At 27.6% G+C, this 17,218-nt stretch carries 16 protein-coding genes; 3 read left to right on the forward strand and 13 right to left on the reverse strand.

Annotation, left to right across the window (positions count from 1 at the left end):
• The first annotated feature begins 112 nt into the window (after positions 1-112).
• Positions 113-1,519 carry a type I glutamate--ammonia ligase gene (gene glnA / locus ACTTA8_RS04365; protein WP_440654525.1) on the forward strand — a complete coding sequence of 469 codons (1,407 nt, stop codon included), beginning with the start codon at positions 113-115 and terminating at the stop codon, positions 1,517-1,519.
• A gap of 7 nt (positions 1,520-1,526) precedes the next feature.
• Here the strand turns inward: glnA and ACTTA8_RS04370 are convergent, their stop codons facing one another.
• The 9 genes from ACTTA8_RS04370 to ACTTA8_RS04410 form a co-directional block, all read right to left on the reverse strand.
• Positions 1,527-1,697, reverse strand: coding sequence for a hypothetical protein (locus ACTTA8_RS04370; protein ID WP_428080472.1), 171 nt, complete (start codon positions 1,695-1,697; stop codon positions 1,527-1,529).
• A gap of 72 nt (positions 1,698-1,769) precedes the next feature.
• Entirely contained in the window at positions 1,770-2,102 is a 333-nt protein-coding gene (locus tag ACTTA8_RS04375) for a HesB/IscA family protein (RefSeq protein ID WP_440654526.1), read from the reverse strand.
• Positions 2,102-2,401, reverse strand: coding sequence for an SUF system Fe-S cluster assembly protein (locus tag ACTTA8_RS04380; RefSeq protein ID WP_075506523.1), 300 nt, complete (start codon positions 2,399-2,401; stop codon positions 2,102-2,104). The genes ACTTA8_RS04375 and ACTTA8_RS04380 overlap by 1 nt, the downstream gene beginning before the upstream one ends.
• Positions 2,402-2,403: 2 nt before the next feature.
• Positions 2,404-2,868 carry a Fe-S cluster assembly sulfur transfer protein SufU gene (gene sufU, locus ACTTA8_RS04385; RefSeq protein ID WP_262589517.1) on the reverse strand — a complete coding sequence of 155 codons (465 nt, stop codon included), beginning with the start codon at positions 2,866-2,868 and terminating at the stop codon, positions 2,404-2,406.
• Positions 2,865-4,085 carry an aminotransferase class V-fold PLP-dependent enzyme gene (locus ACTTA8_RS04390; RefSeq protein ID WP_440654528.1) on the reverse strand — a complete coding sequence of 407 codons (1,221 nt, stop codon included), beginning with the start codon at positions 4,083-4,085 and terminating at the stop codon, positions 2,865-2,867. Before ACTTA8_RS04390 ends, sufU begins: the two co-directional genes overlap by 4 nt.
• On the reverse strand, positions 4,082-5,320 hold the full coding sequence (sufD, locus tag ACTTA8_RS04395; RefSeq protein ID WP_440654529.1) for a Fe-S cluster assembly protein SufD: 1,239 nt from the start codon (positions 5,318-5,320) through the stop codon (positions 4,082-4,084). The genes ACTTA8_RS04390 and sufD overlap by 4 nt, the downstream gene beginning before the upstream one ends.
• Positions 5,320-6,054, reverse strand: coding sequence for a Fe-S cluster assembly ATPase SufC (sufC, locus tag ACTTA8_RS04400; protein WP_440654530.1), 735 nt, complete (start codon positions 6,052-6,054; stop codon positions 5,320-5,322). Before sufC ends, sufD begins: the two co-directional genes overlap by 1 nt.
• Positions 6,055-7,497 (reverse strand): Fe-S cluster assembly protein SufB, encoded by a 1,443-nt coding sequence (gene sufB, locus ACTTA8_RS04405; protein ID WP_262589522.1) that lies wholly within the window; start codon positions 7,495-7,497, stop codon positions 6,055-6,057.
• Between the two features lies 1 nt (position 7,498).
• The gene (locus ACTTA8_RS04410; RefSeq protein WP_440654532.1) at positions 7,499-7,924 is read right to left on the reverse strand and encodes an Rrf2 family transcriptional regulator; all 426 of its coding nucleotides are present in this window, start codon (positions 7,922-7,924) and stop codon (positions 7,499-7,501) included.
• Positions 7,925-8,073: 149 nt separating this feature from the next.
• On the opposite strand from ACTTA8_RS04410, the gene ACTTA8_RS04415 reads away from it, so the two are divergent.
• Complete coding sequence (locus tag ACTTA8_RS04415; protein WP_440655466.1) at positions 8,074-8,718, forward strand: alpha/beta hydrolase; 645 nt, start codon at positions 8,074-8,076, stop codon at positions 8,716-8,718.
• Here ACTTA8_RS04415 and ACTTA8_RS04420 read toward each other — a convergent pair.
• Positions 8,715-9,860 carry an anhydro-N-acetylmuramic acid kinase gene (locus tag ACTTA8_RS04420; protein ID WP_440654533.1) on the reverse strand — a complete coding sequence of 382 codons (1,146 nt, stop codon included), beginning with the start codon at positions 9,858-9,860 and terminating at the stop codon, positions 8,715-8,717. The two genes, ACTTA8_RS04415 and ACTTA8_RS04420, sit on opposite strands and share 4 nt — an antisense overlap.
• A 45-nt stretch (positions 9,861-9,905) precedes the next feature.
• Here ACTTA8_RS04420 and tyrS point away from each other — a divergent pair, with 45 nt between their 5' ends.
• On the forward strand, positions 9,906-11,135 hold the full coding sequence (gene tyrS / locus ACTTA8_RS04425; RefSeq protein WP_440654534.1) for a tyrosine--tRNA ligase: 1,230 nt from the start codon (positions 9,906-9,908) through the stop codon (positions 11,133-11,135).
• Here tyrS and ACTTA8_RS04430 read toward each other — a convergent pair.
• From ACTTA8_RS04430 to ACTTA8_RS04440, 3 genes are read right to left on the reverse strand one after another with little or no spacing between them, the layout of a single operon-like run.
• Positions 11,132-13,768: a hypothetical protein gene (locus ACTTA8_RS04430; RefSeq protein ID WP_440654536.1), complete on the reverse strand. Its 2,637-nt coding sequence runs from the start codon at positions 13,766-13,768 to the stop codon at positions 11,132-11,134. The two genes, tyrS and ACTTA8_RS04430, sit on opposite strands and share 4 nt — an antisense overlap.
• On the reverse strand, positions 13,765-14,823 hold the full coding sequence (gene prfB / locus ACTTA8_RS04435; protein ID WP_440655467.1) for a peptide chain release factor 2: 1,059 nt from the start codon (positions 14,821-14,823) through the stop codon (positions 13,765-13,767). Before prfB ends, ACTTA8_RS04430 begins: the two co-directional genes overlap by 4 nt.
• Before the next feature lie 36 nt (positions 14,824-14,859).
• Positions 14,860-17,196 carry a penicillin-binding protein 1A gene (locus ACTTA8_RS04440; protein ID WP_440654538.1) on the reverse strand — a complete coding sequence of 779 codons (2,337 nt, stop codon included), beginning with the start codon at positions 17,194-17,196 and terminating at the stop codon, positions 14,860-14,862.
• Positions 17,197-17,218 lie beyond the last annotated feature (22 nt).

The following is a 17,218-nucleotide window of genomic DNA, read 5'->3' on the forward strand; positions in this document are numbered from 1 at the left end:
GAGTAGATACACTACTTATGTAAAAAATGCATAGGTGTTATTTATTAAATAAGCATTATTTTTTAACTTTTTTTTGCTAATTAGGCACCATCAAAATTACATAGGAGACAAAATGAGTGCAGAAAACGTTTTAAAATATATTAAAGAAAAAGAAGCAGAATTCGTAGATTTAAGATTTACTGATCCAAGAGGAAAACTTCAACATTTAACTATGGATGCATCAATAGTGGATGCCGACATGCTTAATGAAGGAGTGTTTTTTGATGGTTCATCTATTGCTGGATGGAAAGCAATTAACGAATCTGACATGATTTTAAAACCTGATACTGCAAGAATGTTCATGGATCCTTTCACGTCTCATAATACTGTAGTTTTGTTCTGTGATATTTTAGATGCAATCAAAAAAGATCCTTACGAAAGAGATCCAAGAGGAGTTGCAAAAAAAGCAGAGGAATATTTAAAAGCATCAGGTATTGGTGATAAAGCGTTTTTTGGACCTGAGCCAGAATTTTTTGTTTTTGATGATGTAAGAATTAAAAATGATATGAATGAAAGTGGATTTAAAATAGATAGTAAAGAAGGTCCATATAATTCAGGTAAAGAATATGAAAATGGAAATATGGGTCATAGACCTCAAATTAAAGGGGGTTATTTCCCTGTGCCACCTGTTGATAGTGAGCAAGATATGCGTGGTGAATATTTAAAAAACTTAAAAGAAGTTGGTATCAAAGTTGAAAAACATCACCATGAAGTTGCTCCAAGTCAACATGAACTTGGTATGTATTTTGGAACTTTAGTTGACCAAGCAGATAACGTTCAACTTTATAAGTATGTAGTTCAAATGGTGACACATTCTTTTGGAAAAACTGCAACCTTCATGCCAAAACCAGTTGCTGGTGATAATGGTTCAGGTATGCATATTCACCAATCTATTTGGAAAGGTGATACCCCTGTATTTTCTGGTGAAGCATATGCAGGACTTTCTGAAACTGCATTACACTATATTGGTGGAATTTTAAAACACGCTAAAGCAATTAATGCTTTTGCTAACTCTACAACAAATAGTTACAAAAGATTAATTCCTGGATTTGAAGCACCAGTATTATTAGCTTACTCTGCTAGAAACAGATCCGCATCATGTAGAATTCCAATTACTTTAAGTAAAAAAGGTGCAAGATGTGAAATTAGATTTCCAGATGCAGCAGGTAATCCTTACCTAACGTTCGCAGCAATGCTAATGGCTGGTATTGATGGAATTAAAAACAAAACACATCCAGGTGAGTCTTTTGATAAAGATTTATATGAATTGCCACCAGAAGAAGTAAAAGCTATACCAACTGTTTGCGGATCTTTAAGAGAAGCAATGGAAAGTTTAGATAAAGATAGAGAGTTTTTAACTCAAGGTGGTGTATTTACTGACGACCAAATCGATGCTTATATAGCTCTTAAGTTTGAGGAAATTCATAAATTTGAACACGCACCTCATCCTGTAGAGTTTGAGATGTATTACAGTAGTTAATATTTAATTACTGTCTGGTTGTTGCAATTGTATCTTTGTTAATACCTTTTTTAACAACGTAATCTTGAGTTCCGTTTGCACCGGTCTCAACTTCTTTACGTAAATCTTTAAAGAAAGTTCTTTCTTTAATTGTATCTTTTAGGTTTTTAACAAGATTTTTAAATTCAAATTTATTCATACCTAGATATATATACTAGGTATGCGTATAATGCAATACTGATATGCGTTAAATGGGAATATTCAACTTTTGCTAGATTTTAAAGGATTCCCCACAACCACATCTCTCTGTTTCGTTTGGATTATTGAATACAAATGAAGAAGATAGCTCCTCTTTTTTGTAATCCATTTCTGTTCCAAGCAAATACATAATAGCTGCAGAATCGACGAATACTTTTACACCTTTTTCCTCAATGACTTCGTCATTTGGATTTACTTCTTTGGTATACTCCATGACGTAAGACATGCCAGCACAACCTCCTGATTTAACTGAAACTCTTACACCTAAAGAGCCTTTTTCTGCATTAGACATAATTTCTTTAATTCTTTCCGCAGCATTATCACTTAATTTAATAATTGGATTCATTATAAATTTAACTCCAGTTTTGCAGCTTCTGACATCATATCTTTATTCCAAGGTGGGTCCCAAACTAATTCAAGATCAACGTCTTCAATACCCTCAACTTGCATTGCACCATCTTTAACTTCTTTAGGTAAACTTTCAGCAACAGGACAATTAGGAGTGGTCAAAGTCATTTTAATTTTTGCAAATTTATCATCCTCAACTTTTATATCATAAATTAAACCTAGTTCATAAATATTCACTGGTAACTCAGGATCGTAAATTTTTCTAATTTCTTCAATAATTTGATCTTTTTTCGACATAATTAATTTTCTGTTTTAACCTCATCAGTTTTATTATCAAAAGCTGAAACTAGTGTGTGCCAAGATAGTGTGGCACACTTTACTCTCATTGGATATTGTTTTACTCCAGATAAACACATTAGTTTTGTTTTTTCATCTTCTTTAAGATTTTCTGATTTAAGCTCAGGATTTTCTTTAATCATCCCTAAAAAATCTTCAACAATTTCTTTTGCTTCATTTTCATTTTTGCCTTTAATTAAATCAGTCATTATTGATGCAGAAGCCATAGAAATTGCACAACCACTACCTTCAAATGAAATATCTTCTACAATTCTTTGTCCATTTAATTTTAAATAGACATGAACGTTATCGCCACACAGTGGATTGTTGCCTTTGGCATCTTTATTAAAATCTTCTGTCTTACGAAGATTTCTTGGATTTTTTCCATGCTCTAAAATTATTTCTTGATATAATTCTTTTAAATTCATTTTAAGTTAAATATTTTCTTACAGTTATTTATTGCATCATTAAGTTTATCTAAATCTTCTTTAGTATTATATATTCCAACGGAAGCTCGTGCGCTCGCTGGTATATTAAGTTTGTCATGTAAAATTTGACAGCAATGATGACCAGCTCTTATTGCAACTCCGTCTTCATCTAAAATTGTTGCGATGTCATGAGGATGCACACCTTCTAAAGTGAAAGACAAAACTCCACCTTTATTTTTTGGATTTCCAATTAATTTTACTGAATTATTTTTTTTTAATAATTCTTGGCCATACTCAACTAATTCTGCTTCATGTTTCATAACATTTTCAATACCAACGCTCTCCAGAAATTTAATTGATTGATCAAAAGCAATAACTTGCGCTGTAGCCATGGTTCCAGCTTCATATTTATTAGGTAAATCACCATAGGTAATTCTATCTTTTTTAACCTCTCTAATCATTCCGCCACCACCTTGGTAAGGAGGAAGTTCATCCAGCCACTTTTTCTTACCATAAAGAACCCCTAATCCTGTAGGGCCATACATTTTATGACAAGAAATTGCATAAAAATCACAATCTAAGTCTTGCATATCTAGCTTTAAATGAGGAGCTCCTTGGCAACCATCTACGACAACTATTATTCCTTTTGAATGTGCTAAATCAGTAATTTCTTTTACTGGTAATATTGCTCCAGTCACATTTGATAAATGAGTAATTGAAATAACTTTTGTTTTAGGAGTAATTTTCTTTTCAATTTCTTCTAGTGTAATTTCTCCTTCTTCATTTATTTCTGCAAAATTAATTTTTATATTTTTAGATTTTCTTAAAAAATGCCAAGGTACATAATTTGAATGATGTTCTAATTCGGTAATTAATATTTCATCACCTTCGTTTAAATGATTTTGACCCAATGTATTAGCAACAAGGTTTAATGCTTCGGTAGCACCTTTGGTAAATACTATTTCATTTTTATCTTTAGCATTAATATATTTTTGAACTGATGTTCTAGTATTTTCATATAAATTTGTTGCAGCAACCGCAAGATAGTGAACACTTCTACCAACATTAGAAAATTGTTTGGTATAAAATTCATTAATTCTATCTACCACTACTTTTGGTTTTTGTGATGAATTTGCACTATCCAAATAAACCAAATCATTATTTTGGATTTTCTCATCAAATATTGGAAATTCTTTTTTAACTTGATCTATGTTCATACATTTATACCTGATAATTTTTTAACTAATTTTTTTACATCTTCATTAGAAATTTTTTCAATTACCTCGTTAAGAAAACCATTTGTTAATAATTTTTTTGATTCTGAATAACTGAGACCTCTAGACATTAAATAAAAAATTGAATTTTCATCAATATTTCCTGATGTAGATCCATGTGAACATTTAACATCGTCTGCATATATTTCTAATTCTGGTTTAGCATTAAATTCAACACTTTCATTTAACAATAAAGCTCTACTTAATTGGTATCCATCTGTTTTTTGTGCTTCAGGACTTACAAAAATTTTACCTTGATAAATACCTTTTGATTTATCATTCAATACACTTTTAATTAATTGATAACTTTTACAATTTTCTTTTTTATGATTAATTACAGTTTTTATTTCATGATGTTTTTCATTTTCTAAATTGATAATTCCATTTAATGCAATAGAACCATATTCGTCATCTAGATTGCAATTGATATCTTGTTTTATAAATTTTGAACCTTCTGATAAAATAAAATATTCTAAATGACTATTTTTAGATAAATTAATATCTTTGTTAAAATACTTTATATTTTCTGAAGTATTTGAGTCTAGACTGTAATTTTTTAAAATTGAATTCTCTCCAATCTTAATTTTTTGTCTAAAATTAATGAAATTTTTTTCAGAATTTTCATTTAAAAAATTAACTACACACAATGAACTGTCATCTTCTAAATTAATATCTACTCTAGAATTAATTGCAGAAGATTTTAAACCATCACTTAAATAATTAAATAAAATCAAAGGTTTTTTAACATTGTAACCTTTTTTAATAGTAATTTTCGAAACACTAGTAAGAAATGCTGAATTCAAATTTAAAAGAGTATTTTGATAAACAGTATCATCTAAGTCTAAATTCTGATCGACTAAGATTTTATCTTTGGCTTCGTGTTTAAAATCAAAATCATATAATTTTCCATCAACAAAACTTATTTTATTATGTTCAAATTCTAGTGGAAAATCTTTTTCTTCAAAAATTTTATTTTGATCAACAATAAAGTTTAAATTGTCAAAATTTTTTGAAATAATTTGATTTATATCTGAAAATTTCCAATCCTCATTTCTTTTATTTGGTAAACCTTTTTCAAAATAATTATTAAAATTTTCTTGTTTAATTTTTTTCTGACTATCAGAAAAATTATTTAAACTAATAATTTTATCAAAATTTAATTTAAGTTCATTTTGCATTAATTAAAATCCTCATAACCTACTTTTTCCAATTCTTTTGCTAATTCAAAATCACCTGATTTAATAATTTGTCCATTTTTAAGAACATGAACAAAATCAGGTTTGATATAATCTAACAATCTTTGATAATGAGTTATTATTAAAAAAGAATTGTTTTTATTTCTTAGTGAATTAACTCCTTCTGAAACTATCCTTAAAGCATCTATATCTAATCCTGAATCTGTTTCATCTAGAATTGATAATTTTGGATTTAAGATAGACATTTGTAAAATTTCATTTTTTTTCTTTTCTCCACCTGAAAATCCAACGTTAAGTTGTCGGTTTAAAATTTTTTCATCAAATTTTAGTTCTGCAGATTTTTCTTTTATTAATTTTAAAAATTCAATTGCATCTAGCTCTTTTTCACCTCTAGCTTTTTTAATTGCATTTATTGACGTTTTTAAAAAAGTATTTGTGTTAACACCTGGTATTTCCATTGGATATTGGAACGCTAAAAAAATTCCTTTATGAGCTCTTTCTTCTGTTTCTAATTCTAATAAGTTTTCTCCATCAAATGTAACTTTACCATTTATTTCGTAACCTTTTTTACCTGACAAAATATTTGATAATGTACTTTTTCCAGATCCATTTGGACCCATAATTGCATGAACTTCTCCTCGTTTAATATCTAAATTTAAACCTTTTAATATTTCTTTTTCATCAATCTTTGCTTTAAGATTTTCTATTGATAACATCTATCCAACACTCCCCTCTAAACTAATACCTACAAGTTTTTGCGCTTCTACTGCAAATTCCATTGGCAACTGCTGCAGAACTTCTTTACAAAAACCGTTTACAATTAAACTAACTGCCTCTTCTTGATTCAATCCTCTTTGATTACAGTAATATAGTTGTTCATCACTAATTTTTGATGTTGTTGCTTCATGTTCTATATTTGATTTAAGATTTTTGTTCTTGATGTAAGGAATTGTGTGAGCTCCACATTTGTTGCCCATTAATAAAGAGTCGCATTGAGTAAAGTTTCTAGAATTATCAGCTTTTGAAGATATATCTACTAATCCTCTGTACATCATATCTGATTTACCTGCTGAAATTCCTTTTGAAATTATTTTACTTTTTGTGTTTTTTCCTAAGTGTATCATTTTAGTTCCAGTGTCAGCTTTTTGATGATTATTTGTAATTGCTATAGAATAAAACTCACCTACAGAATTATCACCTTTCAAAATACAACTTGGATATTTCCAAGTAATTGCTGAACCGGTTTCTACTTGGGTCCAAGAAATTTTAGAATTTTTACCTTTGCATAATCCTCTTTTAGTAACAAAATTATATATTCCACCTTTTCCATCCTTATCTCCTGGATACCAATTTTGAACTGTTGAATATTTTATTTCTGCATCGTCAAGAGCAATTAATTCAACATTAGCTGCATGCAATTGATTTTCATCTCTCATTGGAGCTGTACATCCTTCTAGGTAGCTTACATAACTTCCTTTATCAGCTATGATTAATGTTCTTTCAAATTGTCCTGTTTCTGATGCATTGATCCTAAAGTAAGTAGACAATTCCATAGGACATTTAACATTTTCTGGAATGTATACAAATGAGCCATCAGTAAAGACTGCAGAATTAAGAGTTGCAAAAAAATGATCAGTTGTAGGAATAACCGATCCAAGATATTTTTTAACTAATTCAGGATGTTTTTGAATAGCTTCAGACATCGAGCAAAATATAATTCCTTGCTTAGTAAGTTCTTCTTTAAAAGTAGTTGCAACAGAAACAGAGTCGAAAACTGCATCTACAGCAATACCATTTAACCTTGCTTGCTCTTGAAGGGGAATTCCTAATTTTTTATATGTCTCTAATAATTTTGGATCAAGATCATCTAAACTTTTTGGTTTATCTTTCATGCTTTTGGGAGCTGAGTAGTAGTAAAGATCCTGATAATCTATTTTAGGATATTTCGGTTTCTGCCAATCAGGCTCTTTTAGTTGTTTAAATCTTTCAAAAGCTTTTAATCTAAAATCTAACATCCATTGAGGCTCTTTTTTAATATTGGAGATAAATTTTATTACATCCTCATTTAAACCCTTAGGTGCTTTTGTATTTTCTATATCTGTTGAAAAACCATATTTGTAATCTTTCAAACTATCTATTTCTTTCTGCCTACTATCCATACTATACTCTGTTCTCTTTATTATTTTTTAATAAGTCGTTTAAGCTTTTATTTTCAAAGAAAGTATTAATATGAACCTCAAGTTCATCCCATAGATTGTGTGTAATACATTTTGTAGCTTTACCGTTACAACCTTTTTTAGATTCTTTTTTACACTGAACAGTCCTAACTTTCTCATCTACTGCATTGAAAATATTTGTAAGTTTTATTTCACTAGGGTCTTTTGATAAAATGTAACCTCCTTGATTACCTCTAATACTTTTCACAATTTGATTTTTTTTAAGTTTTGAAAATATTTGTTCTAAAAAATCTAATGAAATTCCTTGTCTTAAAGAAATGTCTCTTAATGATACAGGGTTGATATTATCAAACCTTGCTAGATCAACTAATGCCATTACGGCATATCTTCCTTTTGATGTTAGTTTCATTTTTACCCTTAAAATGTGGCTTTTTTATACATACCCGACTAAAATGGTCAAGTTTATAAAGTAAAAAAAAACTACCATTTTGTCGCTCAGTTGTGATAAACGTACATTTTTTTTGAGAACAATAATCAATTGCATATATGGATAATAAAATTTTAGAAATTTTCATACCTGGACCTGCTGGTAGATTAGAAGCTAAATATTATAAAAGTAAAAAAAATACTTCTCCTATTGCATTAGTCCTACAGCCTCATCCACAGTATGGGGGAACCATGAACAATAAAGTAGTTGTAGATACATTTCATACATTCATGGAAAATGATTTTTCAGTTTGCAGAGTAAACTTCAGAGGAGTTGGAAAAAGTGATGGAGAATTTGATAATGGTCAAGGCGAACTAGCTGATGCTGCAGCAGCACTAGATTGGCTGGAAAGAGAAAATTTTGATAATTCGCAATGTTGGGTTTCAGGATTTTCTTTTGGTTCTTTGATTGCAATGCAGCTGCTTATGAGAAGACCAGAAATAAATAGATTTATAGCCATATCTCCACAACCTAATGTCTATGATTTTTCTTTTTTATCTCCATGTCCAACATCTGGGATGGTTGTTTATGGAAAAAAAGATGAGTTGGTGCCAGCAGAATATATTACTGAATTGGATAAAAGATTAAGCGCTCAAAAAGGTATCAAAGTTGAATTTCAAACTATAACAGAAGCAAATCATTTCTTTTCTAAAACTGATGACGCTTTAACAAAAACTTTGGATAAATATATAAAAAAAGAAACAGCTTTATATTAATAGTTATTTACTAGTTTGCCTCCAATGACTGGGGCATTACATCTTGTCGTACTTGGAAAAGAAATTGGTAAATTTAATTTAGATCTGATTGCTAAATAAGCAAACGCTTGGGACTCGATATAATCTCCATTCAGTTGAAAATTATCTATCACATCAAAATTATTCTTATTTAAATTTGAATTTCTAATAATTGATTCAATCAAAAATTTGTTCTTTCGACCTCCACCACAAAATAAATATTTGTTAGAATTATTTTTATTTAAAAATTTGATTCCTTCTGCAATCAAATATGCTGTAAATTCTGTAATTGTTGAACACCCGTCTTCTAAAGATAAACCTCTTGCAAAAGATATATCAAATTCTTTTACATCAAGTGATTTTGAATAAGTCTCAATTTTGAAATTATCTATTGCTTGATTTAGAATTAATTGATCAATTTTTCCAGATTTTGCAATTTTACCATCTTCATCAAACTTTAAATTTGAATTATTCCTGATCCATTCATCTATTAAACAATTACCTGGACCAATATCATAAGCAATTAAATCATTTTCTATATTATTGGAAATATCATTTATTATTGTAGCATTGGATATTCCTCCAATGTTAACAATGCAAATAGGTTGAGCTGAATTATCTTTTTCTTTATTTAAAAAATTATTAACTAATAATCTGTGGTAAATCGGTGTTAAAGGTGCTCCTTGACCATTGTTATCAATATCTGCTTGTCTAAAATCGTAAATTATAGGTTTTTTTAATAATTGAGATAACAAATTGCCATCACCTAGTTGTTTAGTAATTTTAATTTGTGGGCTATGGAAAATAGTTTGACCATGAAAACCTATAAGATCAATTTCTATTTCATTTTTTAATGCTATTTTGCTGATCTTTTCAGCATGAAAAATAGTTAAAGCTCTCTCCAAATCACTCAATTCCTTAGAATATTTTGTCAAATCTTCACTACTTTTAATTTTGTCTCTTAAGGTTGATAATTGCCTATAGAGATCAATATCGTACTCAAAGTATTGATCAAAAATTAGTTCTACCTCATCATATCCGTCAGATTTAATTATTGAAACATCGACTCCATCCATAGATGTGCCGCTCATTAAGCCCATAGCTGAAAATAATTTTTTTTTCATTGATATTATTTTTAAAAAAAATTTGTATATAGTAACTATAGTCTTATGAATAAATTTTTAAAAGAATTTAAAGATAGAGGATATTTTTATCAATGTACTAGTGAAGCTGACTTATCTAATTTATTAGATAAAGAAAAAATTAAAGCTTATATAGGATTTGATTGCACCGCTGAAAGTTTGCATGTTGGTAGTCTGTTGCAAATCATGTGTTTGAGATTGTTACAAAAAAATGGTCACCAACCAATCGTATTGCTAGGAGGTGGAACAACAAGAGTAGGTGATCCCTCAGGAAAAGATAAAACAAGAAAAATTTTAGATGAAAATGAAATTGAAAAAAATATTAAAAATATTAAAAATATTCTAAAAAAATTTCTAGATAATGATGATCCAAAAACAAAACCTATATATGTCAATAATTATACTTGGCTTAAAGATTTAAATTATATTTCTTTTCTAAGAGATATAGGAAAGCATTTTACCATCAATAGAATGCTTACATTTGATAGTGTAAAACTGAGATTAGAAAGAGAACAGTCGCTTAGTTATATGGAATTTAATTACATGATACTCCAGGCCTATGATTTTTTAGAATTAAATAAAAAAAAAAATTGTGTTCTGCAAATAGGTGGTTCCGATCAATGGGGAAACATTGTAAATGGTGTTGAACTAATTAAGAGATATTCTAATAAACAAACATATGGATTAACGACTCCATTGATTACTCTAGCTACAGGTGCAAAAATGGGAAAAACTGAAAATGGTGCTATTTGGTTAGACGAAAAATATTTATCAGCTTATGACTATTGGCAATTTTGGAGAAATGTTGATGACAGAGATGTAATGAAATTTTTAAAAATGTTTACTGATATTGATATAAGTGAAATCAATACTTTAGAAGAAAAAAATATCAATGAATTAAAAATATTATTAGCTAACAAAGCAACGGCTATGTTGCATGGAGAGGATACTGCAAAAAATTCCGAACAAGCAGCAAAAGAGGCATTTTCTGGAAATTCTTTGGGCTCTAACTTACCAAGTGTTAAAATCGAAACAACACAATTAGAAAATAAAATCAATATAATTGATTTGATAATTTTATCTAAAGCAGAAAATTCAAAAAGTGAGATAAGAAGATTGATTAAAGGTAAAGCTATTAAGATTAATGATGCTGTAGTTTCAGATGAAAAATTTATTATTAATCAGGAGCTATTTTCAGAAAATTATTTAAAGCTTTCTATAGGTAAAAAAAGGCATATTAAAATTGAATTAAGTTAGTTTCTTTTAATTTTTTCAAGAGTTCTAGTTATAAACCTTGGAGTTAATGTTTTTATTGGGTTTACTGATGTTTCAAGATCTTTTGGTGGTCCTTTTATTTTAAAACTTACTCCAAAAACACCCTCTCCTACTTTATCACCAACTAAAATTTTACCTAATAATGGAATTTTACTTATTGTTTTATTTATAGTTGTTGCTGGTACCAAAGTCCCTCTTAGACTTATCAATTTTTCTTCTTCCACATAACCACTCATTAATATTGAAATAGCTGGGCCAATTGCATAGAGCTCATCTATTGTCATTAGATTTTTCTGGTTATTGAATTTCATCTCAAACTCATCAAATCTTATTCCTTCTCCAGTTAAAATATCAGCAATTCCTTGTAGGGAAGCTAGTGTTAGAAGTTTTGTTAATGCTGGTACCTCTTTTAACTTAAAGTCATAAATTTTAAGATTTGATACTGATTTTTCATTTTTTTTTGTTGATATGAAATCCAAGTTGCCTTCATCAAATCCTTTTATAAATTTATATCTTTTCACCAATGGTTTTGCTCTAGATGAATAAAATTTAGTTATTTTTTCACCGTTATCAGTTGTTTCAATAGAAAAAATTATATTTTTATTATTTTCAAAATTTGCAGATAAATTTGCATCAACAACTTTGTTATCTTTAATCAAAATTGACCCTTGTAAATTTTTAACAAAATTAATTTCATCTATATAAATTTCATTCAGATTTAAGCCCAATTTAAAATTATTCTTAAAAATTTTATTTTCTTTTTCTTTTTTACTCTCAAGTAAATTTGTTACAATTGAATTAGCGTTTAAGAACAATCCATTTAATTTATAATGATTTTCATTTTGTCTCTGAATAATAAACTGATTTTCTTTATTTTCAGTATCAATATAATCAAATTCAATTTTATCAAACCTATCTATTAAATAATCTTTATCTAATATTAAATTATTAATCTTAATTTTATTTTCATTATCTGTGATGTTTATATTTTCAAAATTTAAATTTTTTGAACTTTTTAATGTTCCAGCAACTGCTAAATTTGTTTTTTCATTTATATTTTTCTTATAATTTAAATTTTTAATTTCAAAATCTGTTTGATTTAAAATTAACTTTAAATCAAAATTGGTTTTTTCTTTATCATTAAAAACAAAGTAATTTATTTCATCATAGTTTTTATCAATTTTTATATTTCCATTACCTGAAAGAGTTAATGAACCATTTTTATATTTAATATTGAGTTTATGATTTTGAAGGTTAAGATATTTTTTAGTAGATGGGAAAAATTGTTTTAAGAATTCTTGATTTTTTAAATCAACACTTTTTAAATTAATATCAGATATGAATTCAAAATCCTTATCATTTTTGCTGTAAAAATACTCAATATAATCAAAATCTTTATTAAGTTTTACTTTACCTTCACCTTTAATTATAAAATCTTTGTTTTTATACTTTAACTGTATTTTATGATTTTCAATATTTATTTGATCCTTTGTGAGTGGAAAATATTCCTGAATAATTTTTTGATTTTTTAATATCCCTTTTTTAATATTTAAATTAGTTTCAAATTCAATGTTATTTTGGTCTCTTTTAAAAGTGTATTCAATTTTATTTAATTTATTATCTAACTTAAATTCACCTGAACCATTAGCTAAAAGAGCTTTGTTTTCATAAATTAATTTTAATTTATGATTATCTAATAAGATTTGACTATTTTGATTTGAAAAATAATTTGGAATTAAATTATTATTATAAATAACTTTTTTAAAATTTATATCAGAGTCTATTCTTAAATTATTTAATTTAAAATTATTAGTTATTTCAAAATTGAAAATATTCTCAGAACTAAACTTAGTATTTTTTAAATTAAAGTTATTTAAATTTGAATTTAATATATTAATTAAATTATCTGATAAAACTGCCTCAGAATTTAGAATTTTACCCTCTACGTAATGATTATTATTCTTTTTGTTAACTTTTAATAATTTAGAGGAAAAATTAATTTGATCTGATGCAAATTTAATGTCTTCAAATAAATATTTGTCTTTTTCTATATTAAATAAAAAATTAATATTATTAAAATCTAATCCATTAAATAATTTAAATTTTCCATCTTTCAATAATCCTTTTATTTTGTAATCATTTTTAATTTTTCCATTTTGATCTAAGTTTAGATTTAAATCAAAAATTACATGTCCTTTTTTAATGAAAGTTTCCAAAATTAATAATTCTGGTTTATTGCTTGTGGCTCTTATAAATTTTACAAAATCTTTTAATAATATTGACTTTGTTGCTACCTCAAAATTAGAGGAAACTAATTTATTTTTAAGAATAGAATCAAGTGATACTTGAGTTTTTATGTATTCAAGTTCAAGTGGTCTATTTGCATAATAGATATTTGCGCCAATAGTTTTTGCATTTATTTTAAGATTAAAAGGATCAAGAATTAATTTTACTTTTTTTAATGATACATCCAGATTATTGTTACTTTGAACAACTGTGTCTTTTATCTGTTGATTAAATTTGTCAGTCTCTATTCCAACAATGCTTAAATAAAATATTAGTGATATTAAAAATCCTAGTAATAATAAAAAGTATTTAAAAATATTTATTTTCATTTAATTTTGTAAAGAGATTGTTCTAAAAAATCATCTAATTCTCCATCAAGAATTTTATCTGGACTTGTGCTTTCATAATTTGTTCTGTTATCTTTTACCAATCTATAAGGTTGCAAAACATATGATCTTATTTGATGCCCCCAACCAATTTCTGATTTACTGTTTTCTGTACTTTGATTCTCCTCTTCTCTTTTTTTAATTTCAAAATCATACAATCTTGCTTTTAACATATTCATACAAGTTTCTTTATTTTTATGTTGCGATCTTTCATTTTGACATTGGACTACTATTTTAGATGGAATGTGAGTAATTCTTACAGCGCTATCAGTTGTATTTACATGCTGTCCACCAGCACCACTTGATCTATAAGTATCTATTCTCAAATCTTTCTCTAAAATCTCAATATTTATATTTTCATCCACTACTGGGTAAATCCAAACACTTGCAAAACTTGTGTGCCTTCTTGCTCCTGAGTCAAATGGAGAAATTCTAACCAAACGATGAATGCCTGATTCTTTTTTCAACCAACCAAATACATAATCACCTTCAATTTTTATTGTTGCTGATTTAATACCAGCTTCATCTCCTTTGTGCTCACTAATTAAATTTGATGTAAAACTTTTTTTATCAGACCACTTCAAATACATCCTTCTCAACATATCTGCCCAATCTTGACTTTCTGTGCCTCCAGCACCTGCATGTATTTCTATATAGCAATCTAGTGAGTCTGCTTCGTCTGATAAAAAACACTTGATTTCGTTTTTTTTTACTTCTTTTTTTAAATCTTTAATATTTTGTAATGTTTCTTCCTGAACTGCCAGATTATTTTCCTCTAAAGCAAGCTCATTCAAATCATCAAAATCATTTAATTTTTGGATAGACTGATTTAAAGAATTTACTAAGTCTTCGTAGAGTTTTTTCTCTTTTATAACTTTTTTTGAATTATTTTTATCTTGCCAAAAATTGGCATCTAACATTTGAGAATTTAATTTTTCAAGTTTTGAGTAAATTTTATTGTTTTCAAAGATACTCCTTAATTCTTTGATTAATCTTATTTATTTCTTCTTTGTAATTTTGGTAATTGTTATCCATTAATAAAACTTTAATATGTTGTTTATATCCATTCTATCAAAATTTGAATAAAGAACTTTACCATCTACAACATTTTTCTTTTTAAAAACCTCAATTATAGTATTTTTTGATGTAAATTTAGCTTTTTGACCTGTTGATGTGTCCACAACCATCATTACTGTGTCTTTTGCTGCTTTAAATGGTCTAGCCTCTGACTTTTTAACAGAATTTTTTATAAAATTTTTAAATATTGGTAGAGCTGTTTTTGATCCTGTTTCAAATTTACCAAGTGGTGTCGGGCTATCCATTCCTACATAAACTCCAACTAATAAATTTGATGTAAAACCAATAAACCAAGTATCAGTATTATTATTCGTGGTTCCAGTTTTTCCTGCAATATTCAATTTTAAATCCCTTAATTTTTTTGCAGTTCCTCTTTGAACTACCCCTTCAAGAATTGATGTTATTTGATATGCAGTTTCTTCAGAAAAAATTTGTGTATATTTATTTTTTAACTCAGGATAATCATCGCTAAGATAGGATATTGCATCACAATTTACACAAGATCTTTTATCATTATTATAAATGGTGTTTCCCTCACTATCTTGTATCCTATCAATCAAAACGGGTTCAACAAGCTTTCCCCCATTGACGAAAACAGAATATGCCGATGTAAGCTGCAGCAAGGTAGTTTCAGCAGAACCTAAGGAAATTGACAAAAGTTCTTCAGGATTTTCATAAATTGAAAGTTTTTTTGAATAGTTAATAATTTTATCCAAACCTAAATTTTGAGCTATTCTAACTGTCATTAGATTTCTTGATTTCTCCAATCCAGTTCTAATTGTAGATGGACCGTAAAATTTTTTTCCATAATTTTCTGGTTTCCATAACTTTAAATCATCTCCTTGATCTAAAACTAAGGGTGCATCCAAAACTAATGATGTAGGTGTATAATTATTTTCTAAAGCAAGAGCATAAACGAATGGTTTAAATGCAGATCCTGGTTGTCTTTTTGCTTGTGTTGCTCGATTAAACTCACTTTTTTTAAAACTAAAACCACCATTAAGAGCCAAAACTCTTCCCGTATAAGGATCCATTACAACAATTCCTCCATTTATTTTTGGCAATTGTTGTAAACTATACTTTTTATCTTTTATATGTTTCACATAAATTATGTCACCAATTTTTAATAATTGGTTAAACTCTTTTTTTGTCCATGAAATATCTTTATATTCAATAACTCCATCATTTTCATCAATCGTTTCTACAATTGCTGAAAATTTATTTAATTTTTTTACAATTGCTAATTTCCAATTAATTGATTTTTCAAGTTTGTATTTATCTAAATCTTTGTACCAATTTGAATTGTAAGGTTTGTTAATTAGCGCTCCCCTCCAACCTTTTCTCTGATCATAGGAAATTAACCCAGATCTTAGAGAATTAGTTGCAATTTTTTGTAAATCTAAATCTATTGGAGTATTGATATTTAGACCTTGTTTATAAACTTTATCGTATGTCAAACTTTCTATGACATTTTTTCTAACGTCTTCAATATAATATTGTGCATCTTCTAAGTATATTTTTTGTTTTTTCTTTAATTTAATTTCTTGATTACTTAATTTTTCTAACCACTCAGATGTAATATAATTATTTTCATATAAATTTTTTAAAACTAAATTTCTTCTAAATTTTGCTAAATCTTTATCTTTATAAGGATTGTATTTGCTAGGCGCTTTAGGTAAAGCAGCTAATAATGCAGCTTCTGAATAATTAAGTTCTCTTATAGATTTATCAAAATATTCCAAACTTGCAGCAGCCACACCATAAGCACCACTACCAAGATAAATTTGATTTAAATAAAGTTCTAGTATTCTTTCTTTTGATAATGCTCTCTCAATTCTAAAAGCTAAAATTGCCTCTTTTATCTTTCTATTTAGGCTTACTTCATTTGTTAATAAAAAATTTTTTGCTACTTGTTGGGTAATGGTTGAGGCACCTTCTAATCTTTTAGAGGACATTATATTTGAAATATTGTTTATAACTGCTCTTAGAACTCCTTTCGCATCAACACCCGGGTGAGAGAAAAAATTTTTATCTTCTGCAGATAAAAATGAATTAATTACATTTTTTGGTATAGCATTGTACGGAACAAAAACTCTTTTTTCTTTTGAAAAATCTGCAACCAATTCTCCATTTCTTGAGTAAACTTTGCTTGAGACTGGTGGCTTATAACTCTTTAAAAATTTATAATCTGGAATATCGTTAGAGTATTTCCATAAAATACTAAATATTAAAATACCCAATAATATTAAAATAGTAGAGGAAAATAACAGAATATTTTTAAATAATTTACTCATTTTGTTTCCATTATATCTTGGA

The sequence above is a fragment of the Candidatus Pelagibacter sp. HIMB1506 genome, assembly GCF_052047935.1.
Taxonomy (GTDB): Bacteria; Pseudomonadota; Alphaproteobacteria; order Pelagibacterales; family Pelagibacteraceae; genus Pelagibacter.